Genomic DNA, 26986 nt, shown 5'->3' with positions numbered 1-26986 from the left:
GCTTTCTGTAGGGGCGAATTCGTTCGCCAAGCAGGTCGAAGACCTGCCCCCGGACCAGCTTCCAGGGCCACTGCGCGATCCTTGGCGAATGAATTGGCTATGTCTGCGTTAGCCACCCGGTGAGCGTGAGCGCCTGTTGGAGCCTGTAGGACGCCGAGTTCTTGCGGGGGAGAATGTCCGCATTCGCTAGCAAGCTAGCTCCTACAAAGGATTCCTGGACCTTCAACACTTTACGCAGACAGAGCGAATGAGTTCGCCCCCACTGGGGCGCCAAAAGAAAACCCCGCCGAAGCGGGGTTCTTTTCATCATGCGAGCGTTAGCCGCGCTGATGCACGCTGCGGCCGGCGGCGAAGGTTTCCTTCACGGTACGGTCGTCGCCGAGGATGGTCAGGGCGAACAGCTTTTCCTCGAGGCTGCGAGCTTGCTGCAGGCGGTAATCCATCAGCGGGGTGGCTTTGTAGTCAAGGACCACGAAGTCAGCGTCCTTGCCGCTCTGGAAGTTGCCGATCCGGTCATCCAGGTAGAGCGAGCGGGCGCCCCCGAGGGTGGCCAGGTACAGGGACTTGAACGGGTCGAGCTTCTTGCCCTGCAATTGCATGACCTTGTAGGCCTCGTTCAGCGACTGCAGCTGGGAGAAGCTGGTGCCGGCGCCGACATCGGTGCCCAGGCCCACGCGCACGCCGTACTCTTCCAGCTTCTGCAGGTCGAACAGGCCGCTGCCGAGGAACAGGTTGGAGGTGGGACAGAACGCTACCGCCGAACCGGTTTCCGCGAGGCGTTTGCACTCGTCATCGCACAGGTGCACACCGTGGGCGAATACCGAGCGCTCGCCGATCAGCTTGAAGTGGTCATAGACGTCCAGGTAGCCCTTGCGTTCCGGGAACAGCTCCTTCACCCACTCGATTTCCTTGCGGTTCTCGGACAGGTGGGTGTGCATGTACAGGCCCGGGTACTCGGCATACAGCTTGCCGGCCAGCTCCAGCTGTTCCGGGGTGCTGGTGGGGGCGAAACGCGGGGTGACCGCATAGTGCAGGCGACCCTTGCCGTGCCAGCGCTCGATCAATTCCTTGCTGTCGGCATAGCCGGATTCGGCGGTGTCGGTCAGGTAGTCCGGGGCATTGCGGTCCATCAGCACCTTGCCGGCGATCATCCGCAGGTTGAGCGCTTGCGCGGCTTCGAAGAAGGCGTCCACCGACTCTTTGTGCACCGTGCCGAACACCAGGGCCGTGGTGGTGCCGTTGCGCAGCAGCTCCTTGATGAAGATGCCAGCAACGTCAGCAGCATGGGCCTTGTCGGCAAACTGCTTTTCGGTGGGGAAGGTGTAGGTGTTCAGCCAGTCCAGCAGTTGCTCGCCGTAGGAGGCGATCATGCCGGTCTGCGGGAAGTGGATGTGGGTGTCGATGAAGCCGGGGGTGATCAGGGCGTCGCGGTACTCACGCACTTCGACGCTGGCATCCAGGCCTGGCAGCAGGGACTTGGCTTCGCCCACGGCCTTGACGCGACCGTCCTCGACCACCAGCAGGCCGTCGTCGAAATACTGGTAGGACTGCTCGACGCCCACCAGGGCTGGGTCGGCGATGCTGTGCAGGATGGCGGAGCGGTAGGCGGTTACGTGGCTGGTCATGTCAGTCTCGTTCGTTAGCATTACGATTCTTGCGTCCTCGCCCAAGGGGAGGGGCCGAAGTGGGGGACGCCCTGTCACGCGGCTCCCCCCACCCGGCACTACGCGTCATCCACTTCCCAGGGAAGAGGAAAAAACTCAGGCCTGTTCGCGGCGGGAGGAAGGAATCAGCTTGGCGACCGTCTCGCCCTTTTTCACTTCCTGGCCGAAGTTGGCGTTGTAGGTGGCGACGACTTCACCGGCGATGGAGATGGCGATCTCGATCGGCAGCTTGCCTTTGACGTCCTGGATACCCATAGGGCAACGCATGCGCTGGACGGTTTCGGCGGCGAAGCCACGCTCGCGCAGACGATGTTCGAACTTGACGCGCTTGGTCTTCGAGCCGATCAGGCCGAAGTAGGCGAAGTCGTTGCGCTTGAGGATTTCGGCTGTCAGTTCCAGGTCCAGCTGGTGATTGTGGGTCATGACGATGAAGTAGCTGCCCTTGGGCATCTCGGCGATCTCGTCGATCACGTCTTCGTTGACCACTTTCTCCACGCCGGCCGGAATGTGCTCCGGGAACTCATTCTCCCGCGAGTCGATCCAGCGCACCTTGCAGGGCAGGCTGGCGAGCAGCGGCACCAGGGCGCGGCCGACGTGGCCAGCGCCGAACACGGCGATATGCGCCTGGGGCTGGCCCATGGGTTCGAACAGCAGCACGGTGGCGCCGCCGCAGCACTGGCCGAGGCTGGCGCCCAGGCTGAAGCGCTCCAGGCGGGTGTCCTGGCTGCGATTTTCGAGCATCTCGCGGGCGATCTCCATCGCCTTGAATTCGAGATGACCGCCACCGATGGTCTCGAAGATTCGCTCGGCAGTGACAACCATCTTGGAGCCGGCATTGCGCGGGGTCGAGCCGCGCTCCTCGATGATGGTCACCAGCACGCAGGGTTCACAGCGTTGCTGCAGGTCGGCGAGGGCGCTGATCCAACTCATTTGCTCAGTCTCCAGCTACGCAGTGGCCTGGTGGTTCGCGACAGGCGCCAGTCGTCCTTGGGACGTACAGGTGCCGGCAGCGTTTCCAGCAGCACCGCTTCGGTGTCTTGCTGCATTGTCTTCGGTCGATCGGTGGATGTTGTCATTGTTCTTCACCGTGGGTTTCGTGTGGCGGCCGACCCTTGCGGGGCGGCCGCCACGGGTCATGCCGGTTCGGGCTGCGTCTGCGTGGCAGCCTTGGCGGGTTGTTGCAGTTTCTTCATCTGCTCGACGCCCCAGAGCACGCGTTCGGGGGTGGCCGGCGCGTCGATGTTCGGCTGGGCCTTGTAATCCCCGAGGCTCGCCACGGCGTCCTTGATGGCGCACCAGACGGCGATGCCCAGCATGAAGGGCGGCTCGCCCACTGCCTTGGAATGGAACACCGTCTGCTCGGGGTTCTTGCGGTTCTCCACCAGCTTCACGCGCAGATCGATGGGCATGTCGGCGATGGCCGGGATCTTGTAGCTGGCCGGACCGTTGGTCATCAGCTTGCCTTTGGCGTTCCAGACCAGCTCTTCCATGGTCAGCCAGCCCATACCCTGGACGAAGGCACCTTCCACCTGGCCGATGTCGATGGCCGGGTTCAGCGAAGCACCCACGTCATGCAGGATGTCGGTACGCAGCATCTTGTACTCGCCGGTCAGCGTGTCCACGAGGACTTCGGCGCAGGCTGCACCGTAGGCGAAGTAATAGAAGGGGCGGCCGGCGGCCTTGTCGCGGTCGTAGAAAATCTTCGGTGTGCGGTAGAAACCGGTGCTGGAGAGCGAGATCTGGTTGAAGTAGGCGAGCTGAATCATTTCCTCGAAGGAAAGGTAGCGGTCGCGCACGCGCACCTGCTCGTTCTTGAACTCCACATCCTCGGTCGTCACCTTGAAGTGATTGGCGAGGAACTCCACCAGCCGTCCCTTGATGGTTTCGGCCGCGTTCTGCGCCGCCTTGCCATTCAGGTCCGTACCGCTGGACGCTGCGGTCGGCGAGGTGTTGGGCACCTTGTCGGTGTTGGTGGAGGTGATCTGGATGCGGCCGATATCCACCTGGAAGACTTCGGCCACGACCTGGGCGACCTTGGTGTTCAGGCCCTGGCCCATCTCGGTGCCGCCGTGGTTCAGGTGAATGCTGCCATCGGTGTAGACGTGCACCAGCGCGCCGGCCTGGTTGAGGAAGGTGGCGGTAAAGCTGATGCCGAACTTCACCGGGGTCATCGCCAGGCCTTTCTTCAGCACGGGGCTCTTGGCGTTGAACTCGCGGATTTCCTCGCGGCGCTTGGCGTACTCGCTGCTGGCTTCGAGCTCAGCAGTCATTTCGGCGAGCATGTTGTGCTCGACGGTCTGGTAGTAGTGGGTAACGTTGCGCTCGTCCTTGCCGTAGTAGTTCAGCTTGCGAACTTCCAGCGGGTCCTTGCCGAGGCTGCGGGCAATGGCGTCCATGATCTCTTCGATCGCGACCATGCCCTGTGGGCCACCGAAACCACGGTAGGCGGTGTTCGAGGCGGTGTTGGTCTTGCAGCGGTGACCATTGATGGTGGCGTTTTCGAGGAAGTAGGCGTTGTCCGAGTGGAACATCGCGCGGTCGACGATGGAGCCAGACAGGTCGGGCGAATAGCCGCAGTTGCCGGCCAGTTCCAGTTCGATGCCGGTGAGCAGGCCGTTATCGTCGAAGCCCACGTCGTACTCGACGTAGAAGGGGTGGCGCTTGCCGGTGATCGACATGTCTTCCATGCGCGGCAGGCGCATCTTGGTCGGGCGCCGGGTCAGGTGCGCGATCACGGCGCACAGGCAGGCCGGGCCGGCCGCCTGGGTTTCCTTGCCGCCGAAACCGCCGCCCATGCGGCGCATGTCGATGACGATCTTGTTCATCGGCACGCCCAGCACTTCGCCGACCAGCTTCTGGACTTCGGTGGCGTTCTGGGTCGAGGTGTAGACGATCATGCCGCCGTCTTCGGTGGGCATGACGGAGGAGATCTGGGTCTCCAGATAGAAGTGCTCCTGGCCGCCGATGTGCAAGGAACCTTGCAGCCGGTTCTTCGCATTGGCCAGTGCGGTGGTCGAGTCACCGCGCTTGTGCTGGTGGCTGTCCAGCACGAAATGCTTCTTGCGCAGGGCGTCGACAACGTCCAGCACGGGCTCCAGGTCCTCGAACTCGACGATGGCTGCCATCGCGGCCTTGCGCGCGGTCTCCAGGCTGTCGGCACCGACGGCCAGTATCACCTGGCCGACATACTCGACCTTGCCGTCTGCCAGCAGCGGGTCACCGGCGACCACCGGGCCGATGTCCAACTGGCCGGGTACGTCCTTGGCGGTGATGGCAATCGCCACCCCCGGGAACTGGTAGCAGGGCGTGGTATCGATGCGGGTGATGCGCGCGTGGGCGCGGTCGCTCATGCGGGCGTAGACGTGGAGCTGGTTGGGGAACTCCAGGCGGTCATCCACGTACACGGCTTCGCCAGTCACGTGTTTCGGCGCGCTCTCGTGCTTGACGCTGCGGCCGACGCCGGTGGTGATGTCGGCACGGAACAGTTCCGCGAGTTCTTCCTGGGTTTTGTGATGGTGATTGTTAGACATACGCGGTCACCCGGGTTTCGACTTCTGGGGATTGCAGTTCGAGGAAGAACTTGCGCAGCAGGTTCTGCGCGGTCAGCAGGCGGTATTCCTTGCTGGCGCGGAAGTCCGAGAGCGGGGTGAAGTCCTTGGCGAGGGCCTCGCAGGCGCGCTCGACAGTGCCCGGATACCAGGAGGCGCCTATCAGGGCCTGTTCACAGGCGCTTGCGCGCTTGGGAATGCCGGCCATGCCGCCGAAGGCGACTCGGGCCTTGCGTACCACACCGTTCTCGATCACCAGGTTGAAGGCGGCGCAGACAGCGGAGATGTCGTCGTCCAGGCGCTTGGACACCTTGTAGGCGCGGAACGCCTGGTTCTTGCGGGCGCGGGGCACGCGCACCTTTTCGATGAACTCGGAATCCTGGCGGGCAGTGACCTTGTAGTCGAGGAAGTATTCGTCCAGCGGCAGGATGCGGGTCTGGTTGCCTTTGCGCAGAACAATCTCGGCGCCCAGGGCGATCAGCAGCGGCGGGGCGTCGCCAATGGGCGAGGCGTTTCCAATGTTGCCGCCCAGGGTGCCCTGGTTGCGAATCTGCAGGGAGGCGAAGCGGTGCAGCAGCTCGCCGAAGTCCGGGTACTCGCGGGACAGGGTTTCGTAGCAGTCGGACAGCGAAGTGGCTGCGCCGATCTCGATGAAGTCGCCGTTTTCCTCGATGCGCTTCATGGCGTCGATATGGCCGACGTAGATCATCACCGGCAGCTCACGGTGGAACTGGGTGACTTCCAGGGCCAGGTCGGTGCCACCGGCCAGCAGGCGGGCCTGCGGGTTGGAGACGTAGAAGTCGGCCAGGTCTGCCACGGTCAGCGGCACCAGGCAGCGCTTGTCGCCGCTGTTCAACTCAGCGGTTTCGCGCGGGGCAATGGCCTTCAGCTGGGCGACGGTCTGCGCTTCGGCATTGTCGAACTGGTCCGGCTGCTTCTGGCAGCAGGCCTGCTCGGCGGCGTCGATGATCGGGCGATAGCCGGTGCAGCGGCAAAGGTTGCCGGCCAGGGCTTCCATGGTCTGCGCCTTGTCGAAGCCGTTGCTGTTTTTTTGCAGCGCGAACAGCGACATGACGAATCCAGGGGTGCAGAAGCCGCACTGGGAGCCGTGGCAATCAACCATGGCCTGTTGCACGGAGTGCAGTTGGCCCTGGTGCTTGAGGTCTTCCACGGTGATCAGTTGCTTGCCGTGCAGCGAGGACACGAAGGTCAGGCAGGAGTTGAGGGTGCGATAGCGGACGCGGTCCCCGTCCAGCTCGCCGACAACGACGGTGCAAGCACCGCAATCGCCCGAGGCACAGCCTTCTTTGGTACCGGGTTTGCCGACATGCTCACGCAGGTAGTTGAGCACCGTGACATTGGGATCGAGGGCTTGCTCGGTGCGCAGCTCCCGATTGAGTAAAAACTGGATCAAGGACGACCTCCAGGCACTTTATTGTTTTTACGAGGGCTCGTATGGGGGCAAATTTAGAGGCGTCTGACTTTTGGGTCAATAAATATTTGACTCGAAAGTCAGGAAATCTTCATCTCTTTCGGTTATTAGCCCGCCGTACCGGCTCTGTCTCAAGGTTCAAGCGCAATTCGTGCCACCTGTCCTAAGTGTAGGTAAGGGAGGGCAGGGCGCTTTTTGTCGGGGTGAATTCATTGGCTCTGTCTGCGTTAGCTGTTGCGAAAGATTTACCATCGGGCCAAGAACCTTGTAGGAGCTGGCTTGCCGGCGAAACGCGGCCATTCGCTGGCAAGCCAGCTCTTACGGGCGATGCAAGTGCTTGCAACACGCAATGCAGGCGTAGCCAATGAGTTCGGCTCTACAGGAGCTCTTGCTGCCTTGTGATAGACTCCGCGCCCTGCCAGCGTCCTGCGGCAGAGTCGGACATTTCCCCCCTTTTGCTCTTGCGTCCACTGCCCGTACCCGTAGTACTGTCAGCGCCGGAGCTTTGGCGTGGGAAAGCTCCGGCGCAGCGCACAACGTTCCCCAGTTCAAAGGAAAACCATGACGTTCAAGGCACCGGACAGCCTCTCCGAGCAGATTGCCCGCCATTTGGCCGAACGCATCATCCGCGGCGAGCTTAAAGAGCGTGAGCGTATCCAGGAACAGAAAGTCACCCAGGCCATGAATGTCAGCCGGGGTTCCGTGCGCGAGGCGCTGCTGATCCTCGAGCGTCGCCACCTGATCACCATCCTGCCGCGCCGTGGCGCCCAGGTGTCCGAGCTGACGCAGCAGCATGTACGCAGCCTCTATACCCTCGTGATGGAGCTCTACATCCTGCTGGGTTACGCCGTTGCCGAGCATTGGCGCGGGGAGGACGATCTCGCGCCATTCCGTTCGATTCAGCAGCGCCTGGCAGAAGCGCGCGAGCGTGAAGACATCCTGGCGTTCGTCGACTCCAGCTTCGCCATCATGCAGGCGGCCTATCCGTTCGCCGATAACCCTTACCTGCAGCAGACCCTGGACAACCTGCAGCCGGCCATCGCGCGTACCTACTACATCGCCCTGGAGCGCCGCCGAGGCCAGATGAGCCTGTTCGGTGCGGTTTTCGACGACCTGTTGATGGCCGTGATCGGCCGCGACCAGGCGAAGATTCGCGAAGTACTGCTGGGCTACGGCAAACAGAACTGCGAGCTGGTGCTCGCGGCCCTGGCCGAGCGTTGAGCGGAGCGCACCGATGCGGCTGAAGTGCATCAAGCTGGCCGGGTTCAAGTCCTTCGTGGACCCGACCACCGTCAGCTTCCCCAGCAACATGGCGGCCGTGGTCGGCCCCAATGGTTGCGGAAAATCGAACATCATCGACGCCGTTCGCTGGGTCATGGGTGAGAGTTCGGCGAAGAACCTGCGCGGTGAGTCGATGACGGACGTCATCTTCAACGGCTCCAACACCCGCAAGCCGGTGGCTCAGGCCAGCATCGAGCTGATCTTCGACAACTCCGACAACAGCCTGGTAGGCGAATACGCCGCCTTCGCCGAGATTTCCATTCGCCGCCGCGTCAGCCGCGACGGCCAGAACACCTACTTCCTCAACGGCACCAAGTGCCGCCGTCGCGACATCACCGATATCTTCCTCGGCACCGGCCTGGGGCCGCGCAGCTACTCGATCATCGAGCAGGGGATGATCTCCAAACTGATCGAGGCCAAGCCTGAGGACCTGCGCAACTTCATCGAAGAAGCGGCCGGCATTTCCAAGTACAAGGAGCGCCGCCGCGAGACCGAGAGCCGCATCCGCCGCACCCAGGAGAACCTGGCGCGCCTGACTGACCTGCGTGAGGAATTGGAGCGCCAGCTGGAGCGTCTTCATCGCCAGGCCCAGTCCGCCGAGAAGTACCAGGAGTACAAGGCCGAGGAGCGTCAGCTCAAGGCCCAGCTCGCCGCCCTGAAATGGCGGGCGTTGAACGACCAGGTCGGCCAGCGCGAGGCGGTAATCGGCAACCAGGAAGTCAGCTTCGAGGCCCTGGTGGCCGAACAGCGCAATGCCGACGCGAGCATCGAGCGTCTGCGCGATGGGCATCATGAACTGTCCGAGCGCTTCAATCTGGTGCAGGGCCGCTTCTACTCCGTGGGTGGCGATATCGCCCGCGTGGAGCAGAGCATCCAACACGGCCAGCAGCGCCTGCGTCAGCTGCAGGACGACCTGCGCGACGCCGAGCGCGCGCGCCAGGAAACCGAATCCCACCTGGGCCACGACCGTACTTTGCTCGCCACGCTGAGCGAAGAGCTGGACATGCTTGGCCCTGAACAGGAAATGAGCGCCGCCGCTGCGGAAGAAGCCTCCGCCCAGTTGGAAGAAGCCGAAACCGGCATGCACGCCTGGCAGGAACAGTGGGATGGTTTCAACCAGCGAAGCGCCGAACCGCGTCGCCAGGCTGAGGTGCAGCAGTCGCGCATCCAGCAGCTGGAGCAGAGCCTGGAGCGTCTGCTGGAGCGCGAGCGCCGCCTGAGCGATGAGCGCGCTCAATTGGCCGCTGATCCGGAAGATGCGGCGGTGCTGGAGCTGAGCGAGGAACTCGCGGTAGGCGAAATGCGCCTGGAAGAACTTCAGGTCGCGGAGCAGGGCCTGGCGGAACGCCTGGACGAGCTGCGTGAAGAATTGCAGCAGGCCAATCAGACCCAGCAGCAGGCCCAGGGCGAGCTGCAGCGGCTGAATGGACGTATCGTTTCGCTGGAAGCCCTGCAACAGGCTGCACTGAACCCTGGCAAGGGCGCTGCCGAATGGCTTCGTGAACAGCAGCTGTCCGAACGTCCGCGTCTGGCCGAAGGCCTGCGGGTGGAGCAGGGCTGGGAGCTGGCGGTGGAAACCGTGCTCGGCGCCGATCTGCAAGCCGTATTACTGGAGGAATTCACCGGCCTCGATCTATCCGGCTTCAGCCAGGGTGAGCTGCGCCTGGCCAGCGCCGGCAGGGGCGGGGCGCGAGCCCCCGGCAGTCTGTTGGAGAAGGTAGAGGCGCCCATTGATCTGGCGCCCTGGCTGGCCAAGGTCCTGCCGGTGGAGAACCTGGATCAGGCCTTGGCCCAGCGCGGCATACTCGGCGAGGGCGAAAGCCTGATCAGCCGTGACGGTTACTGGGTCGGTCGCAACTTCCTGCGGGTTCGCCGCGCCAGCGAAGCGGAGAGCGGCCTGCTGGCCCGTGGTCAGGAGCTGGAACGTCTGCATGCCGAACGCGAGGAGCGCGAAGCCGCCCTGGAGAAGCTGGAAGAACGCCTGCACCAGCTGCGCGACAGCCAGCGTCAGCAGGAGGAGTCCCGCGAGCAGCAACGTCGTCTGTTGCAGGAAGAGTCGCGCAGCCTGGGCGAACTGAAGGCTCGCCTGTCCGCCCAGCAGGCGAAAGTGGAACAACTGACCTTGCGTCGTCGTCGCCTGGAAGACGAAGTCCGAGAGTTGGACGAGCAGCGTGCCCTCGAGCTCGAGCAGTTGGGCGAGGCGCGCCTGACCCTGCAGGACGCCCTGGACGCGATGGCCAGCGACACCGAGCAGCGCGAAAAACTGCTCGCCGAGCGCGACAGCTTGCGCGAGCGTCTCGACCGGATTCGCCAGGAGGCTCGCCAGCACAAGGACCATGCCCACCAACTGGCCGTGCGCGTCGGCTCGCTGCGAGCGCAGCATGATTCGACGCGTCAGGCTCTGGAACGCCTGTCGTTGCAGTTCGAGCGCCTCAACGAGCGGCGCGAACAGCTCAGCCTGAACCTGGAGGAGGGCGCTGCGCCGTTGGAGGAGCTGCGCCTGAAGCTGGAGGAGTTGCTGGATAAGCGCCTGGGTGTAGAGGACGAGCTCAAGCTGGCAAGGCTGGCGCTTGAAGATGCCGACCGTGAACTGCGCGACGCCGAAAAACGCCGCACCCAGGCCGAGCAGCAGGCGCAATTGCTGCGTGGCCAACTGGAGCAACAGCGTCTGGAATGGCAGGCCCTCACGGTTCGTCGCAAGACGCTGCAGGATCAACTGCATGAAGACGGCTACGATCTGCACGGAGTGCTCGCCACGCTTCCGGCTGAAGCCAGCGAAAGTGCCTGGGAAGAGGAACTCGAGCGACTGGCGGCGCGCATCCAGCGCCTCGGACCGATCAACCTCGCGGCCATCGACGAATACCAGCAGCAGTCCGAGCGCAAGCGCTATCTGGACGCGCAGAATGACGACCTTGTGGAAGCCCTGGAGACGCTGGAAAACGTCATCCGCAAGATCGACAAGGAAACCCGCAATCGCTTCAAGGAAACCTTCGACCAGATCAACGCCGGCCTGCAGGCACTGTTCCCGAAAGTGTTCGGCGGTGGCCATGCTTATCTGGAATTGACAGGCGAAGACCTGCTGGACACCGGTGTGGCCATCATGGCGCGGCCGCCGGGTAAGAAGAACAGCACGATTCACCTGCTGTCCGGTGGTGAGAAGGCGCTCACCGCGTTGGCCCTGGTCTTCGCGATCTTCCAGCTCAATCCGGCGCCATTCTGCATGCTGGACGAGGTAGACGCGCCGCTGGACGACGCCAACGTCGGCCGTTATGCGCGTCTGGTGAAGGAAATGTCCGAGAAGGTGCAGTTCATCTATATCACCCACAACAAGATCGCCATGGAAATGGCTGACCAGTTGATGGGTGTGACCATGCACGAGCCCGGATGCTCGCGCCTGGTAGCGGTGGATGTCGAGGAGGCGATGTCGATGGTTGAGGCCTAGTAGCCAGTCGAATGCGAACTCCAGATGGGTCTGGAGATCAAATTCGCGTTGGCATCGGTGTAAGCCTCTATCAGAGGTTTCTCTGCTGGGCTGGTCGTGCTAGCTTTATGCCCAATTTTGTCGCACGTGGAAAACGCCATTCAGAACATGGAGTTGGGCGCCACGTTTCAGGGGACGGGATGTCCTTTCTTCACCATTGTTTGCATTTTCACTAGGGGACACAGGACTACATGGATATCGGTCTGCGCGAGTGGCTGATTGTCATTGGCATCATCGTAATCGCCGGCATTCTGTTCGATGGCTGGCGCCGCATGAGTGGCGGCAAGGGGAAACTCAAATTCAGACTGGATCGCAGTTTTTCCAATGCCCCGGGCGATGAAGACGATCCGAACCTGCTTGGTCCGGCGCGGGTCAAGGATCGTGCTCATCAAGAGCCGTCTCTGGACGAGGAAGACCTGCCTTCCCTGAGCGCCCGCGAAGCCGGCAAGCGTCGCGGCGAGCCGCAACAGGGCGATCTGAACCTCGATGAGCCGGTACCGACCCTGCTCAACCCGGTTGATGAAGGGAAAAAGAACGGCAAGCCCCATCCGCAGCTGCAGACCCCGGAAGTTCCGGTTGAGGAAGTCCTGGTGATCAACGTCGTTGCACGCGACGAAGCCGGCTTCAAGGGACCGGCTCTGCTGCAGAACATCCTGGAAAGCGGTCTGCGCTTCGGTGCCATGGACATCTTCCATCGCCACGAAAGCATGGCCGGTAATGGCGAAGTGCTGTTTTCCATGGCCAACGGTGTCAAGCCCGGCACCTTTGACCTGGACGACATCGACCACTTCAGCACCCGCGCTGTGAGTTTCTTCCTCGGTCTGCCGGGCCCACGCCATCCGAAGCAGGCCTTCGACGTGATGGTTGCCGCCGCCCGTAAGCTGTCCCAGGAGCTGAACGGCGAGCTGAAGGATGATCAGCGCAGCGTGATGACTGCCCAGACCATCGAGCACTACCGCCAGCGCATCGTCGAATTCGAGCGCAAGCACCTGACCCATAAGCGCTGATCCAGCGCGCAGTCAACGAAAGAGCAGCCCCGGCTGCTCTTTTTGTTTCAAGAGAACGAGCCTGAACCATGATCGATGCCCAAACTGCCGCCGAACGCATCTACGCGCTGCGCTCCGAGCTGGATGCGCACAACTACCGTTACTACGTGCTGGATGAGCCCAGCGTGCCGGACGCCGAGTACGACCGCCTGTTTCGTGAGCTGCAGGCCCTGGAGGCGGAGCACCCTGAACTGGTGACCCCGGAATCGCCGACCCAGCGGGTCAGCGGTACGGCCCTGTCGGCCTTCGGCGAGGTGCGCCACGAAGTGCCCATGCTCAGCTTGGGGAACGCCTTCGAGGAACAGGACCTGCTGGACTTCGATCGGCGGGTGCGCGAAGGGCTGGGTGAGTTGCTTCCAGGCGGCGACCTGTTCGGTAGTGGCCCGGAAGTGGAATACACCTGTGAGCCCAAGCTGGACGGCCTGGCCGTGAGCCTGCTGTACGAGAACGGCTTGCTGGTGCGCGGGGCGACTCGCGGCGACGGCACCACGGGCGAGGACATCAGCAGCAACGTGCGCACCATTCGCAATGTGCCGCTGAAGTTGCAGGGCGAGGGTTGGCCCGCCGTGCTGGAGGTGCGGGGTGAGGTCTTCATGTCCAAGGCCGGCTTCGAGGCGCTCAATGCCCGCAACCTGGAGCTCGGCGCCAAGACCTTCGCCAATCCGCGAAATGCCGCCGCAGGGAGTCTGCGTCAGCTGGACTCGAAGATCACCGCCAGTCGCCCGCTCGAGTTCTGTACCTATGGTTTCGGTCGGGTGGAGGGCGAGCTGCCAGATAACCAGTTCGCCATACTCCAGGCGCTCAAGGGCTGGGGCCTGCCCATCAGCCGTGAGCTGAAACTGGTCACGGGTGCCCAGGGCTGCCTGGCCTATTACCGCGATATCGGCGAGCGCCGCGACAGTCTCGCCTACGAGATCGATGGCGTGGTCTACAAGCTCAACAACCTGGCCTGGCAGCGTGAGCTGGGCTTCCGCGCCCGAGAGCCGCGCTGGGCCCTGGCTCACAAATTCCCGGCCCGGGAAGAGCTCACCGAACTGCTGGATGTGGAGTTCCAGGTCGGTCGTACGGGTGCCGTGACACCGGTCGCTCGCCTCAAGCCGGTGCAGGTGGCCGGCGTCACCGTTTCCAACGCCACCCTGCACAACATGGACGAGGTCGCGCGCCTGGATCTGAGGATCGGCGATACCGTGATCATCCGCCGGGCTGGTGACGTGATTCCGCAGGTGATGCAGGTCGTTCTGGATCGTCGCCCTCCCAATGCGAGCCCCGTGCATGTTCCCGAGCAATGCCCGGTATGTGGTTCCGCAGTCGAACGTACCCAACTGGTCAAGCGCGCCAAGGGCAAGGAAACCACCAGTGAAGGCTCGATCTATCGCTGCGTCGGTCGTCTGGCCTGCGGTGCCCAGTTGAAGCAGGCGATCATCCACTTTGCCTCGCGCCGCGCCCTGGACATCGAAGGCCTGGGCGACAAAATCGTCGAGCAGTTGGTGGACGCCGGGCTGGTCGCTTCGCCGGCTGATCTGTACACCCTCAAGTACGAACAGGTGGTAGAGCTGGAAGGCTTCGCTGACCTCTCCACTCGCAACCTGCTGGGCGCGATTGCCGACAGCCGCAAGCCCGCCCTGGCGCGCTTCGTCTACGCCCTGGGTATCCCGGACGTGGGGGAGGAAACCGCCAAGCTGTTGGCTCGCGCCCTGGGTTCTCTGGAGCGCATTCAGCGGGCACTGCCTGACGTGCTCACCTACCTGCCTGACGTGGGGTTGGAAGTCGCCCACGAAATCCACGCGTTCTTCGCCGATGCTCATAACGAGAAGGTGATTGGCGACTTGATGGCGCGCGGTATCGAGTTGCAGGAGGAGGGGGATCTGAGTCCGGAGTTTGCCGCCTGCGCAACCTTCGCCGGCTTCATCGAAAAGCTCAACATTTCCGGTATCGCGGCCACAGGCGCGAAAAACCTGGCTGAAAAGACCGGCAACCTGGATGGCCTGATTGCCCTTAGTCGCGACTGGCTGGACCTGAGCGTGATGAAAGGCCTGAACGAAAAGGCCAAGCAGGCCCTGCGCGAATTCTTCGTGGCGGAGGAGAGCGTTCAGCGTGCCCGCGCAATCGAAGCCCAGCTGCGCGACTTTGGCATGCACTGGGAAAGCGAGAAGAAGGCCGTGGATGGGCTGCCGTTGGCGGGACAGACCTGGGTGTTGACCGGCACCCTGGAAGTCATGAGTCGGGAGGTGGCCAAGGAAAAGCTGGAGGCGCTGGGGGCCAAGGTGGCGGGTTCGGTATCGGCACGTACCCATTGCGTGGTTGCTGGGCCAGGTGCTGGCTCCAAGCTGGCCAAGGCCAACGAGTTGGGCGTACGCGTGCTGGACGAGGAGCAGTTCCTCGCCGAACTGGCGCGGCTGGGATGATGGCGGAGGGCCTCAGGGTCGCCTGAGGCAGATGCAAAAGGGGCGAACCATCTGGTTCGCCCTTTTTTATTACTTGTTGACCGCGTCGGTCAGGGCCTTGGCCGGTACGAACTTGACCACCTTCTTGGCGGCGATCTCGATGGCCTTGCCGGTCTGCGGGTTGCGGCCGGTGCGAGCGGGGCGCTCGCCTACTTTCAGCTTGCCGATGCCCGGCAGGGTGATCTCATCACTGTTTTCCAGTGAGTCGCTGACGATCTCGCCCAGTTGCTCCAGCACGGCGCGTACGGCGGCCTTGGTGGTGTCGGTAGCTTCTGCGATGTCAGAGATCAACTGGTCTTTGGTGAGTGCCATGGTGTTGCTCCATTCAATGAGTGTCTGGCTTGTGGCCTGGCCGGTCGCGCCGGCCCTGATGAGACAAGCGGTGCGTCTGGAAGTGCGGCCGAGGTTGTAGGGGACAGGCCGCAACCGGTGAGCAAGCTAGCACAAAAGGTGCGGCGCTCCTGTGCACGAACCCAGGGTTTGCGTCGATTTGACGCAACTTTTACTCGCTCATCGCAACCGACGACAGGTCGTCACCGTTGCTGCGAATCCGGCGTCTACAGATGCTGATGGCCGCAGTTCTGCATGGAGGAGGCGGTCAAGGCGATGCGCTCGGGCAGCCTCCGGGCGCGGGACAGCGCAGAGCGCGCGGCGGGAGTCGACCAGGCGGTGTCCAACATGGGCGGCTCGGTTCAGCGGATCAACAATATGGCGGCACAGATTGCCTCCGCCTGCGAAGAGCAGAGCAGTGTCACCGAAGAGATAGCCCGTAACATCAGCGATATCTGTAGTACCCAGGCCAGCCAGCACCTCTCCCAGCTTTCCAGCGGCCTGGCGCAGTTGGTGGGGCGTTTCCGGGTCTGATCCGCAAGTGCTTGTAAGGAAACCGGTTTTACCGGTTGTAAGTTGGCGAAGAGCCGGTACAATGGCGCGGCTCGCCGATCTGGCGAGCGGCGTGATGGTGGCCCTGCCGGTCCCCCCGCAACGATCAGCCGTGAACCCGGTCAGGCCCGGAAGGGAGCAGCCGCAGCGGTGAAATCGTGTGCCGGGGTGTGGCTGGTGGGGTCACCTCCAATTCCTCCCAGCTACCGAATCTCAGCGGTAGCGCGCCAGAATTCCTTCGATCTCCCCCGATTCCTTCATCTGCAACAGCGTGCGCAGAATGCGCTGCGTAGGCAGGGCCGGGTCATTGCGTACCAGGCAGCTCACGGGTTCTTCTTCCAGGGTGGCGACGTTCTCAAGGCGGTCGCTGTCAGGCAGGTCCCGCTTGAACCAGCCCAGGGCCAGTTCGTTGCTCACTGCAAACTGATAGCGCCCGGCCAGCAGCTTCTGTAGTACCAGTTCCTGGTTGCGGGCTTCGTCGCGATGCAGGGCGCCCCGGTCGATCAGGTGCTGAAGGCGCGGATAGGTGTAACCCAGTACGGTGCCGACGCTTAGCCCGGACAGTGCGTCCGGATTGGTCAGACGCGGGCTGCCCCTGCGGGCCACGATCAGATCGCGCTGGTGGATGAACGGCACGCTCCAGAGGAAGTTCTCGCTGTGGGTGATCCACTTCGGGCGGATATAGCAGCGCACATCGATCTCGCCTTGCGACAGGGCCAGTTCCACGCGGTTGCGCGGCAGGACCTGGATTTGCGACGGCACATCGAGTCGTTGCACCAGGCGTTCGATCACATCATGAATGATGCCGCCGACCAGGCGGTTGTCCTCGAGCTCTGCGAGCGGCATGCCCCAGCTGTCCACTGCCGAAAAGCGCAGCGGCGCCGGTGCGGCGTTGCCAAAGGTGCTCCAGCAGAGGAGAAGGGCGAGGACTAATGAGCGCATCGGGCTCCCTCGTCTGGTTGGGCGGTGCTCCACAATGCCCTTTGCCACATTGATTGAACAGGGCGCCGTTCGCATCGGATGCAATTTACGCATCGCTCCGCTAGCATTAGCGCCTTCTGCTTTCCAGACGCGATGGTTTTCAATGAGTTATCAGGTTCTTGCACGTAAGTGGCGTCCGCGCTCGTTCCGCGAAATGGTCGGCCAGACTCATGTGCTGAAAGCCTTGATCAATGCCCTGGACAACCAGCGCCTGCATCACGCCTACCTGTTCACCGGTACCCGCGGCGTGGGCAAGACCACCATCGCGCGTATTCTCGCCAAGTGCCTGAACTGCGAGACCGGCATCAGCTCCACGCCGTGCGGCCAGTGCTCGGTGTGCCGTGAGATCGATGAGGGGCGATTCGTCGACCTGATCGAAGTGGACGCCGCCAGCCGTACCAAGGTGGAAGACACCCGCGAACTGCTCGACAACGTGCAGTACGCGCCCAGTCGCGGTCGATACAAGGTCTACCTGATCGACGAAGTGCACATGCTTTCTACGCACTCGTTCAACGCATTGCTGAAGACCCTCGAAGAGCCGCCGCCTCACGTCAAGTTCCTGTTGGCCACCACCGACCCGCAGAAACTGCCTGTCACCATCCTCTCGCGCTGCCTGCAGTTCTCCCTGAAGAACATGCCGCCGGAGCGCGTGGTCGAGCACCTGACCCACGTACTCGGCGCCGAGAATGTGCCCTTCGAGGCCGACGCGCTCTGGCTGCTGGGTCGTGCCGCTGATGGCTCGATGCGTGACGCCATGAGCCTCACCGACCAGGCCATCGCCTTCGGTGAAGGCAAGGTGCTGGCTGCTGATGTGCGCGCCATGCTCGGAACCCTTGATCACGGTCAGGTTTACGGTGTGCTTCATGCATTGCTGGAGGGCGATGCCCGCGCGTTGCTGGAGGCGGTGCGCCATCTGGCTGAGCAGGGGCCGGACTGGAATGGCGTGCTCTCCGAGATGCTGAATGTGCTGCACCGAATGGCCATCGCCCAGGTGCTGCCGGATGCCATCGACAACGGCCAGGGTGACCGCGAGCGTGTGCTGGCGCTGGCCCAGGCGTTGCCCGGCGAGGATGTGCAGTTCTACTACCAGATGGGCCTGATCGGTCGGCGCGATCTGCCGTTGGCGCCAGACCCGCGCAGCGGCTTCGAGATGGTGCTGCTACGCATGCTGGCGTTCCGCCCAGCGGATGCTGAAGGCACGCCCAAGGTCCAGCTAAAGGACCCGGGGATCAGCCAGGCCACGGTTGATCCCCGGACGAACCCAGTGGCCGGAGCCGCCTCGTCGGCTCCGGTGGCCGTTGCCGCGCCGCAACCCGCCCCCGTAGAACCGCCTGCTCCCGTCGTTGCGCCGGCACCAGTGGCCAGCCAGCCTATTCCGGCTCCGGCTCCGGCTCCGGCTCCGGCTCCGGCTCCGGCTCCGGTCGTCGAAACGCCTGCGCCCGCTCCGGCGGTCGAGGCTCCTGTCGTGACTGCCGTGGCGGAAGCCATTCCGCCTACACCCGTTGCCGAACCTATCGTTGAAGCTGTTGCCGAGCCGACTGCGGAACCCGCGGTAGACGCGCCCGCGCCTGCGGCTGAAGCCCCAGCCGAGGTGGTCGACCTGCCTTGGGAGGAGCCATCCACGCCAGCGGCAGTGGCGCCTTCTGTCGAGCCCCTGCCTGAATCCGAACCGGAGGTCGTGGCTGAGTCGATGCCAGTTGTGCCCGAGCCTGGCGCTCAGTCCGAGGTGGCTGCAACGGCTGATGAGACCGAAGACGAACCCCCGCTCGGTGACTACGAGGACTACTACGAGTCGGATGCCGACAGCATTGCCTACATGGACGACTTCGGCCCGTCGGAAGAACCCGCCGCGGTACCGGAGATCCTGCCTGCCGCGCAACCGGCCACGGGACTGGCCGCCGAGTGGCTGGACCTGTTCCCGCGCCTTGGTCTGTCGGGCATGACCGGCAACATTGGCGCCAACTGCACCCTGGTGGCGGTGGACGGTGACGTCTGGCGCCTGCACCTGGACCCTGCGCAGAGCGCACTGTTCAATGCCAACCAGCAGCGTCGTCTGAACGATGCGCTTAACCAGTACCACGGGCGTAATCTGAAGCTGGAAGTTGAAGTGCGTCGCCCTGAGCAGGAAACCCCGGCCCAGGCCGCCGCTCGTAAACGTGCCGCTCGTCAGCGCCAGGCCGAAGCGGCCATTGCCAGTGATCCGCTGGTGTTGAAAATGATCGAACTGTTCGGCGCCCAGGTGCGCGCCGACACCATTGAACCACTTGACCGCTGAGGACAATCACCATGATGAAAGGTGGCATGGCAGGCCTGATGAAGCAGGCCCAGCAAATGCAGGAAAAAATGCAGAAGATGCAGGAAGAACTGGCCAATGCCGAAGTCACCGGCCAGTCCGGTGCTGGCCTGGTGAGCGTGGTGATGACGGGGCGTCACGACGTCAAGCGCGTCTCCCTGGACGACAGCCTGATGCAGGAAGACAAGGAAATCCTTGAAGACCTGATCGCTGCTGCGGTGAACGATGCGGTCCGTAAGATCGAGCAGAACAACCAGGAAAAAATGGCAGGCATGACTGCCGGCATGCAGCTGCCCCCCGGCTTCAAAATGCCCTTCTGAGTGGCCATGTGGCGAGCCACTGCTCTGATGCAGTGGCTACGCCGGTCGCGCCCGGCTTCACGTAGGGTGGGCTTCAGCCCACCGCCGGGATTGGTGGGCTTAAGCCCACCCTACCTCTCACTTCCATCCATCCCGAGACGCCCATGAGCTTCAGCCCGCTGATCCGCCAACTGATCGACGCCTTGCGCATCCTGCCCGGTGTGGGCCAGAAGACGGCGCAACGCATGGCGCTGCAGATGCTGGAGCGCGACCGCAGTGGCGGGCTGCGCCTGGCACAGGCGCTGACGGCGGCCATGGAAGGGGTCGGCCATTGCAAGCAGTGCCGCACCCTGAGCGAGGATGAGCTCTGCCCGCAGTGCGCCGACCCGCGTCGCGATGATTCTCTGCTCTGCGTGGTAGAGGGACCGCTGGATGTATTCGCGGTGGAACAGACCGGCTATCGCGGCCGCTTCTTCGTGCTCAAGGGGCATCTGTCACCCCTGGATGGCCTTGGCCCGGAAGCGATTGGCATCCCGGAGCTGATTGCGCGCATCGAGGCGGGCCAGTTCGCTGAAGTGATCCTGGCGACCAACCCCACCGTGGAGGGGGAGGCCACCGCCCACTACATCGCCCAATTGTTGGCGCCCAAGTCCATCACCGTTTCCCGTATCGCCCATGGCGTGCCGCTGGGGGGCGAGTTGGAGCTGGTGGATGGTGGCACACTGGCCCATGCGTTGGCCGGGCGTCGTCCGATCGGGCTCTGATCCGCGAGACGTCGAGGCCGATACGGCCGGATCGATGGCGCAACTCTCATCTTGCTAACCAAGCAAGCGCTCGGTAAGTTCGATCGATCTTACCGGGGAGTCTTGCCATGTCTGCCTATCAGGAATATTTCGACGAGTCCCACCAACTGGTTCGGGACTCTGTGCGCCGCTTCGTCGAGCGGGAAATCCTGCCCCACATCGCCGAATGGGAAGAGGCCGAGGAGTTTCCCCGCGAGCTTTACCTCAAGGCTGGTGCGGCCGGAATCCTCGGCATCGGCTACCCGGAGCAGTTCGGTGGCAGCCACGAAGGTGACGTGTTCGCCAAAGTGGCAGCCAGCGAAGAGTTGATGCGCTGTGGTTCCGGGGGGTTGGTGGCTGGATTGGGCTCCCTGGATATCGGCCTGCCTCCGGTGATCAAGTGGGGGCGCACCGAGTTGCGTGAGCGCGTTGTGCCCCAGGTGTTGGCCGGCGAGAAGATCATGGCCCTGGCGGTGACGGAGCCTTCGGGTGGATCGGATGTGGCCAGTCTCAAGACCCGTGCCGTGCGGGAAGGCGATTTCTATCGGGTCTCTGGCAGCAAGACCTTCATTACAAGCGGTGTGCGTGCCGACTACTACACGGTCGCAGTGCGCACCGGTGGCGAAGGCTTCGGCGGGGTCAGCCTGCTGCTGGTGGAGAAGGGCACGCCGGGATTCACCGTTGGCCGCAAGTTGAAGAAGATGGGCTGGTGGGCCTCGGACACTGCCGAACTGTTCTTCGACGATTGCAAGGTGCCAGTGGAGAACCTGATCGGCATGGAGAACATGGGCTTCGCCTGCATCATGGCCAACTTCCAGAGCGAGCGCCTGGCGCTGGCGATCATGGCCAACATGACGGCCCAGCTTGCACTGGAGGAATCCCTCAAATGGGGCTGCGAGCGTGAGGCGTTCGGCAAACCGATTGGCAAGTTCCAGGTGCTCAAGCATCGTCTGGCGGAAATGGCCACCCAGTTGGAGGTTTCCCGTGAGTTCACCTACCGCCAGGCCGCGAAGATGGCAGTGGGCAAGAGCGTGATCAAGGAAATCTCCATGGCGAAGAACTTTGCCACCGATATCGCTGACCGCCTCACCTATGACGCCGTGCAGATTCTCGGGGGCATGGGTTACATGCGCGAAAGCCTGGTGGAGCGGCTGTATCGCGACAATCGCATTCTCTCCATCGGCGGCGGTACGCGGGAGATCATGAACGAGATCATCGCCAAGCAGATGAATCTCTGAACCGGACCGGAACTTCCGAATGGGCGTTCCGGTTTTTTCTGGATCATATATATTACGATCGACATTCAATTTGAACGAGTGACCCAGGAGTAGTCCGATGCGTGATCTGACCCGCGAAGAAACACTGCAAGCCTGGCTGGCGGCCGAAGCTGAGATTCGTGCCCGCCTCAAGCCCGGCACCATGAGCATCGCGGACGTGGCGACGTTGAGTCCCCTGGAGTTCTTCGACGGCATTGGTCAGGGCGATTTGCCGGCGCCACCCATCGGTGAGCTGATGGGTTTTGTGCCCATCGAATGGTCAAAGGACTGCTTCATCTTCCAGGGCGTGCCGCAGATGCAGCATTACAACCCCATCGGCTCGGTGCACGGCGGCTACGCGGCGACGCTGCTGGATTCGGCGATGGGCTGTGCCATTCACGCCAATCTGGAGAGGGGGCAGGGCTACACGACCACCGACCTGCGCATCAGCTACATCCGTGCCCTGACCGCCAAAACCGGGCCGGTACGCGCCGAGGGTCGGATCATCCATGTGGGGCGTTCCACTGCCCTGGCCGAGGGGCGCATCTACGATGTGGATGGCAAGCTCTATGCGACCGGCTCCACCACCTGCCTGATCCTCGGCGGGAAGTGATTAGCTAGTTGGCGGTCTGTGGGGACTGAGCCAGGAAGGGGGCTGGCCCAGAAAAAGGTTCTTCGCAGAGTTTGGGGGACGAGCGGGTCGACAGTCAGGGAAGTGGGTAAATTGGTGGGAAGTGCTAAAAGCAGTGCTTAAAAGAGGGGGAGTTGATTGGAGGCCACATTCCGCGGGGTCTGTAGGGCTCAATCGCTTCAGTCCATCATCGGCGCCACGGAGAAGCGGCGGGACAGGGCAGGGCGGTCGGTGGGCTGGAGCTGGGCTTGCGGCTGATTCATCGGTAATGATGGCTGTGTTGCGGCGCCGGGCGGCGTGAAGGGCGCGTAGTTTATCAGTAAGCGGGATTTCCCGTCCCGACCACCTCTCGGCGGCGCCTCGCAGTCAAGTCATCCCGTTGGCGCTTCCAATGTTGTTTCCCCAGGTCGCAGACGTCGGCCGGACGCGCAGCTCTGGCGGTTGCTTCGTGGGAACTTCAGGGCACTGGTGCAGGTCGGAGAACGCCGTGATTTCCGTCTCTGGCTCACGCAGGTGACGCCGGGGCGGAGCGGATAACCGGCGCAGGCAAAGCCTGTAACCCGCCATACCCCGAGCCCTGGTGAGAGTGCCCTCGATGTACGCCACGTGTTTTATGTCGATCCTGACGTTCACCCTTTACGCGGTTTCTTCGCTGCCGGCGTACTCCGCTGATCAGTGGGCGGTCCAGGGCAATAACAGTGCGTCAGCTGCCCTATTGGAGGCGGCGTCGCTGCAACTGGAGTTTGGCGAGGTGGAACAGGCTGGCGACACGCTGGAGCGTGCTTTGCGCATCGAGCCGAACAATCCCGCGACCTTGCATTATCTGGGGCAGGTGCGGTTTCAGCAGGGGCAGTTTGAGCAGGCCATCGCCTTGGCCAAGAGATCCACTGCGCGCGCTCGCACCAATACCGAGTTGCGCACTCGCAATCTCCAGTTGATCCAGGCCGCCCGGCAGAGCATGGGGCCGGGCGTGGCGAGTGGTTCGGAAGCGGAGGTCGCGGTGGATGAACAGGCTCAAGTCCGAGTGGGCCTGTATCAGCAACGCGCAAGGCCAAGTGAGGCGGGTATTGCAGCCGGTGGTCTGGCCACAGCGGAGCAGGACGGCTTCGTAACCGAGTCGCAGGCGGGTGACTGGGAATCCCATGATGCCGGTGGTTTCCAGGCCGCTTCGTTCGATTCACAGCCGGCGTATGACGAGGTGCGTATCCCGCGTGGCCAGATGCCACCGCGTGGCAAGTGTCGGATTTGGTTCCCTGATCGCCCGGTGGGACAACAGCCCGCACCTGGTAAATGCAAGAAGCTGCAGAATCAGGTTCCGCAGGGTGCCTACCTGGTGCGTGGCTGAGGCCAGGGTTTGATGGCGCCCAGGTTCCTGCACATAGAGCTCCCGGCCTTCGACCAAGGTACCCGTGTTGCCGCTTGGGGCGGCAAGGCATAATCGCCGCTTTCTCCCTGCTGGAGCCTTTTCATGCAGCTCGACTTCACCCAACTGGCCCCGCTGGACGCCTACCGCTGGCTTGCCTCCACTGTTACGCCGCGCCCTATCGCCTGGGTTTCCACACTGTCGAAGGATGGGGTCAGCAACCTGGCGCCGTTCAGCTTTTTCCAGGTCATCAGCGACAACCCGCCGACCTTGATGGTGAACGTCAACACACGTGACGATGGGCAACTGAAGGACACCCTGCGCAACGTGCAGGACACCGGCGAGCTGGTGATCCAGTTGGTGTCCTTCGAGCAGGCGGAAGCCATGAACGCCAGTGCGGCCTTGTTGCCCCATGGTGTGAGCGAGTTCGAGAAGTGTGGCATTGCCACCGAAGCGTCGCTGCGTGTGCAGGCGCCGCGGGTGCAGGGCGCGCCGGTGGCTTTCGAGTGCCGGGTGGCCGAGGTTCAGCCTTATCCACGTGCCAACCCCAACTGTCATCTGGTGTTCGCCGAAGTGCTGCTGGCGCATGTCGATGATGCGGTGTTGACCGAGGCTGGCCGGGTGGACCCGCATCGCCTGGATCTGGTGGGGCGTCTGGGCGGAAGTGCCTACACCCGCACCCGCGACACATTCAACATGGTGCGGCCGAGCTGAGCCCAGCGCCGCCCACCGGCGTCCGACGCGGGTAGGCGGCGCGCTTGTTCGGGCGCTAGCGGTGCTTACGCAGGATCGTGCGCCGAACGATCTTGTCGACCTCCACTACCGCGCAGGTGGCCACCGCCGTTACCAGGCACCAGCTCCAGCCCACCAGGCTCAGCCCGCTGGTGCCGAACAGCGTCTGCAGCGCCGGCAGGTAGGTGAAGCCCAGTTGCAGCAACACCATCAGGCCGACCATGCCCCAGACCATTGGGTTGTCCCTGAAGCTGAAACGCGCCGGGCCATTCAGCCGGCGGCTGCTGAACAGGTAGCCGATCTCGCCGAATACCAGGGCGTTGACCGCCAGGGTTCGGCTGGCCTCCATGCTCCAGCCGATCTGCTGGGTGTAGATGAACAGTCCGAGGCTGGCCACGGTCAGCAGTACCGATACCAACAGGATCAGCCAGAGCAGCTCGCCCGATAGCAGCGGTGCTTTCGGGTCTCGTGGCGGTCGCTCCATGAGATCGTCCTCGGCCGGCTCGAAGGCCAACGCCAAGGCCAGGGTGACGGCGGTGATCATGTTCACCCAGAGGATCTGCAGCGGCGTGATGGGCAGCGTCAGGCCCAGCAGGATGGCGGTGAGCAGGACAATGGCCTGGGCGCCGTTGGTGGGCAGGATGAAGAGGATCGACTTTTTCAGGTTGTCATAGACCGTGCGACCTTCTTCCACCGCGTGGGCGATGGTTGCGAAATTGTCGTCGGCCAGGACCATCTGCGCCGCTTCCTTGGCCGCCTCGGTGCCCTTGATGCCCATGGCGATGCCGATGTCGGCGCGCTTGAGGGCAGGGGAGTCGTTGACCCCGTCGCCGGTCATGGCCACCCGTTCGCCAATGGCTTGCAGACGCTCCACCAGACGCAGCTTGTGGCTTGGGCTGGTGCGCGCGAAAACGCTGGTTTCCTTGAGTAGGGCATCCAGCTCGGAATCGCTCAGGTCATCCAGGTCAGCGCCGGTCAGCGGATTGCCGGCCGGCAGTCCCAGTCGCTCGGCAATGGCGGCGGCGGTGGCGGCGTGATCGCCAGTGATCATTTTCACGTGGATACCGGCGTTGTGGCATTCCTCGATGGCGAGGATGGCTTCCTCCCGGGGCGGGTCCATCATGCCCACCAGGCCCAGCAGCACGAAGCCACTGTCCAGGTCGGCATGGTTGAGCTCGTGCTGGCCGCTGCCAGCGCTGCGGCGGGCCAGGCCGATCATGCGCAAGCCGGCGGCTGCGCCTTCTCCCAGCACGTCGTCCCAGATGCGTGGGTCCAGCGGCTCGGCGCTGCCGTCACGCCATTGCTGGTCGCAGACTTCCAGCAGTCGCTCTGGGGCACCGATCAGGTAGATGACGCCACGGCCGTGCTCGTCGCGATGCAGGCTGGCCAGGTAGCGGCGCTCGGAGCTGAAGGGGAGGGCGTCGACTCGGGGGTGGCGGCTGGCTTCGTCGTCCGAGTCCAGTTGCAGCTTGCCGGCCAGGGTGAGCAGCGCTGCTTCGGTAGGGTCGCCCGTGATGCACCACTGGCTGTCCACCTCGCAAAGGCTGGCGCTGTTGGCCAGCAGCCCGGCGCGGGCCAGTTCGTGCAGGTCGTGGGCGAGGTCGATGGTGGGGCTGACGTCACCGTCGGGGGCGTACCCCACGCCAGAGATTTCGTAGCGTCGGGTTGCGGTGTAGACGCGCTGCACGGTCATCTCATTGCGGGTCAGGGTGCCGGTCTTGTCGGAGCAGATCACGGTCACCGCGCCGAGGCTCTCCACTGCCGGCAGCCGGCGGATGATCGATTGGCGGCGGGCCATGCGCTGGACGCCCAAGGCCAGGATGATGGTCAGCACAGCCGGCAGGCCTTCGGGAATGGCCGCCACCGCCAGGCCGACGGCGGCCATCAGCATGTCGCTGGCGCTGTAGCCGCGCAGCAGGATACCGAAGGCGAAGGTGGCCACCGCCAGTACCAGGATGATCAGGGTAAGTTGGCGGGCGAAGCGCGCCATGTCCGCCAGCAGCGGTGTCTGCAGCTGCTCCACCGAGCCCAGCAGGTGACTGATGCGCCCCAGTTCGGTTTCGCCGGCGGTGGCGACCACCAGGCCGACGCCGCTGCCGGCACTGACCAGGGTGCCGGAGTAGGCCATGCTGTGGCGGTCGCCCAGGCTGGCATCGGGGGTGACTGGGCGGCTGGTCTTGTCGGTGGGGACGGATTCCCCGGTCAGTGCCGCTTCCTCGATACGCAGGTCGCGTGTTTCCAGCAGGCGCAGGTCCGCCGGAACGCGGTCGCCGGCTTCCAGCAGCACCAGGTCGCCCGGCACCAAGTCCTCCGCCGGCACCTGGCGTACCTCGCCGCTGCGTTTCACCCGGCTGTCCAGGGTCAGCAGCTTCTGGATGGCGCGCATCGCTGATTCGGCCTTGCCTTCCTGGATGAAGCCGACCACGGCGTTGATCAGCACCACCCCGAAGATCACCGCGCTATCCAGCCATTCGCCCAGGGCCAGGGTAACCAGGGTGGAGGCCAGCAGCACATAGATGAGCAGGTTGTGGAACTGCAGCAGAAAGCGCTTCAAGGGACCGGCGCTGGCGCGTTCGGGTAGGCGGTTGGGGCCAACGCTGGCCAGGCGGCGCTCGGCTTCATCCGTGTCGAGCCCGGTTGGCCCGCTGTCCAGTTGTCGCAGGCTGTCATCGACAGACTGAGCATGCCAGTGGGTGGAAGTTGGAGCGGTCATGGCGTCCTCCTTGGCGAGTCGTGAGTCAAGCCTAGTTCCCCGGGCAATTTCCTTTATTGGCGTGGGTCAGTTCCTATGGCTTCGTGAGAAGCATAGAAAGCTATCCAAAAGCGACCTCCAGTTAGTCAAAAACAGCATGGCCTCCGAGCTGACAGGAT

The 26986-nt window shown here is 63.3% G+C and carries 19 protein-coding genes, 1 other RNA gene and 1 pseudogene; 13 read left to right on the top strand and 8 right to left on the bottom strand.

Going from position 1 to position 26986, the window contains the following annotated elements; all coding sequences use genetic code 11:
* Nucleotides 1-317 precede the first annotated feature (317 nt).
* From guaD to xdhA, 5 genes are all read right to left on the bottom strand, one after another.
* Entirely contained in the window at nt 318-1625 is a 1308-nt protein-coding gene (guaD, locus tag FFS60_RS00515; RefSeq protein WP_028629755.1) for a guanine deaminase, read from the bottom strand.
* 135 nt (nt 1626-1760) lie between these two features.
* A complete protein-coding gene (gene xdhC / locus FFS60_RS00510) occupies nt 1761-2594 on the bottom strand; it encodes a xanthine dehydrogenase accessory protein XdhC (RefSeq protein WP_137820799.1) in 834 nt (277 codons plus the stop codon).
* Nucleotides 2591-2740: a hypothetical protein gene (locus tag FFS60_RS28580; protein ID WP_155945741.1), complete on the bottom strand. Its 150-nt coding sequence runs from the start codon at nt 2738-2740 to the stop codon at nt 2591-2593. The genes xdhC and FFS60_RS28580 overlap by 4 nt, the downstream gene beginning before the upstream one ends.
* 57 nt (nt 2741-2797) lie before the next feature.
* A complete protein-coding gene (xdhB, locus tag FFS60_RS00505; protein ID WP_137820798.1) occupies nt 2798-5194 on the bottom strand; it encodes a xanthine dehydrogenase molybdopterin binding subunit in 2397 nt (798 codons plus the stop codon).
* Complete coding sequence (gene xdhA / locus FFS60_RS00500) at nt 5187-6626, bottom strand: xanthine dehydrogenase small subunit (protein WP_028629758.1); 1440 nt, start codon at nt 6624-6626, stop codon at nt 5187-5189. The genes xdhB and xdhA overlap by 8 nt, the downstream gene beginning before the upstream one ends.
* 579 nt (nt 6627-7205) lie before the next feature.
* Here xdhA and FFS60_RS00495 point away from each other — a divergent pair.
* From FFS60_RS00495 to ligA, 4 genes are all read left to right on the top strand, one after another.
* A complete protein-coding gene (locus FFS60_RS00495; RefSeq protein ID WP_137820797.1) occupies nt 7206-7865 on the top strand; it encodes a GntR family transcriptional regulator in 660 nt (219 codons plus the stop codon).
* A 13-nt stretch (nt 7866-7878) separates the two neighbouring features.
* Nucleotides 7879-11367, top strand: a complete 3489-nt coding sequence (gene smc, locus FFS60_RS00490) for a chromosome segregation protein SMC (RefSeq protein ID WP_137820796.1) — start codon at nt 7879-7881, stop codon at nt 11365-11367.
* Between the two features lie 230 nt (nt 11368-11597).
* Entirely contained in the window at nt 11598-12413 is an 816-nt protein-coding gene (gene zipA / locus FFS60_RS00485; RefSeq protein WP_028629761.1) for a cell division protein ZipA, read from the top strand.
* 68 nt (nt 12414-12481) lie between these two features.
* Nucleotides 12482-14857, top strand: a complete 2376-nt coding sequence (gene ligA / locus FFS60_RS00480) for an NAD-dependent DNA ligase LigA (RefSeq protein WP_137820795.1) — start codon at nt 12482-12484, stop codon at nt 14855-14857.
* 69 nt (nt 14858-14926) lie between these two features.
* Here the strand turns inward: ligA and FFS60_RS00475 are convergent, their stop codons facing one another.
* Nucleotides 14927-15226, bottom strand: coding sequence for an HU family DNA-binding protein (locus FFS60_RS00475; protein WP_256658019.1), 300 nt, complete (start codon nt 15224-15226; stop codon nt 14927-14929).
* A 255-nt stretch (nt 15227-15481) separates the two neighbouring features.
* On the opposite strand from FFS60_RS00475, the pseudogene FFS60_RS00470 reads away from it, so the two are divergent.
* Both FFS60_RS00470 and ffs read left to right on the top strand, forming a co-directional pair.
* Nucleotides 15482-15760: pseudogene (locus FFS60_RS00470) on the top strand (methyl-accepting chemotaxis protein); the annotation flags it as partial.
* 104 nt (nt 15761-15864) lie between these two features.
* An RNA gene (ffs, locus tag FFS60_RS00465) (signal recognition particle sRNA small type) lies at nt 15865-15961 on the top strand.
* A gap of 30 nt (nt 15962-15991) precedes the next feature.
* Here the strand turns inward: ffs and FFS60_RS00460 are convergent.
* Complete coding sequence (locus FFS60_RS00460; RefSeq protein WP_137820794.1) at nt 15992-16720, bottom strand: ABC transporter substrate-binding protein; 729 nt, start codon at nt 16718-16720, stop codon at nt 15992-15994.
* Nucleotides 16721-16862: 142 nt separating this feature from the next.
* Here FFS60_RS00460 and dnaX point away from each other — a divergent pair, with 142 nt between their 5' ends.
* The 7 genes from dnaX (at nt 16863) to FFS60_RS00425 (ending at nt 24097) form a co-directional block, all read left to right on the top strand.
* Nucleotides 16863-19034 (top strand): DNA polymerase III subunit gamma/tau, encoded by a 2172-nt coding sequence (dnaX, locus tag FFS60_RS00455; RefSeq protein WP_137820793.1) that lies wholly within the window; start codon nt 16863-16865, stop codon nt 19032-19034.
* Between the two features lie 11 nt (nt 19035-19045).
* Entirely contained in the window at nt 19046-19372 is a 327-nt protein-coding gene (locus tag FFS60_RS00450) for a YbaB/EbfC family nucleoid-associated protein (protein WP_009619439.1), read from the top strand.
* Between the two features lie 143 nt (nt 19373-19515).
* Complete coding sequence (recR, locus tag FFS60_RS00445) at nt 19516-20115, top strand: recombination mediator RecR (protein ID WP_137820792.1); 600 nt, start codon at nt 19516-19518, stop codon at nt 20113-20115.
* Between the two features lie 107 nt (nt 20116-20222).
* On the top strand, nt 20223-21371 hold the full coding sequence (locus FFS60_RS00440; RefSeq protein ID WP_137820791.1) for an acyl-CoA dehydrogenase family protein: 1149 nt from the start codon (nt 20223-20225) through the stop codon (nt 21369-21371).
* 97 nt (nt 21372-21468) lie between these two features.
* Complete coding sequence (locus FFS60_RS00435; protein WP_137820790.1) at nt 21469-22002, top strand: PaaI family thioesterase; 534 nt, start codon at nt 21469-21471, stop codon at nt 22000-22002.
* Between the two features lie 613 nt (nt 22003-22615).
* On the top strand, nt 22616-23365 hold the full coding sequence (locus FFS60_RS00430) for a tetratricopeptide repeat protein (RefSeq protein WP_137820789.1): 750 nt from the start codon (nt 22616-22618) through the stop codon (nt 23363-23365).
* A gap of 123 nt (nt 23366-23488) precedes the next feature.
* A complete protein-coding gene (locus FFS60_RS00425) occupies nt 23489-24097 on the top strand; it encodes a flavin reductase family protein (protein WP_028629784.1) in 609 nt (202 codons plus the stop codon).
* Between the two features lie 55 nt (nt 24098-24152).
* Here the strand turns inward: FFS60_RS00425 and FFS60_RS00420 are convergent, their stop codons facing one another.
* Nucleotides 24153-26828, bottom strand: a complete 2676-nt coding sequence (locus tag FFS60_RS00420) for a cation-transporting P-type ATPase (RefSeq protein WP_137820788.1) — start codon at nt 26826-26828, stop codon at nt 24153-24155.
* Nucleotides 26829-26986: the final 158 nt, after the last annotated feature.

The sequence above is a fragment of the Pseudomonas sp. D(2018) genome, from assembly GCF_005502555.1.
Taxonomy (GTDB): Bacteria; Pseudomonadota; Gammaproteobacteria; order Pseudomonadales; family Pseudomonadaceae; genus Metapseudomonas; species Metapseudomonas resinovorans.
The sequence above is the reverse complement of the archived record's forward strand: the minus strand, read 5'-3'. Positions and strand labels throughout refer to the sequence as shown.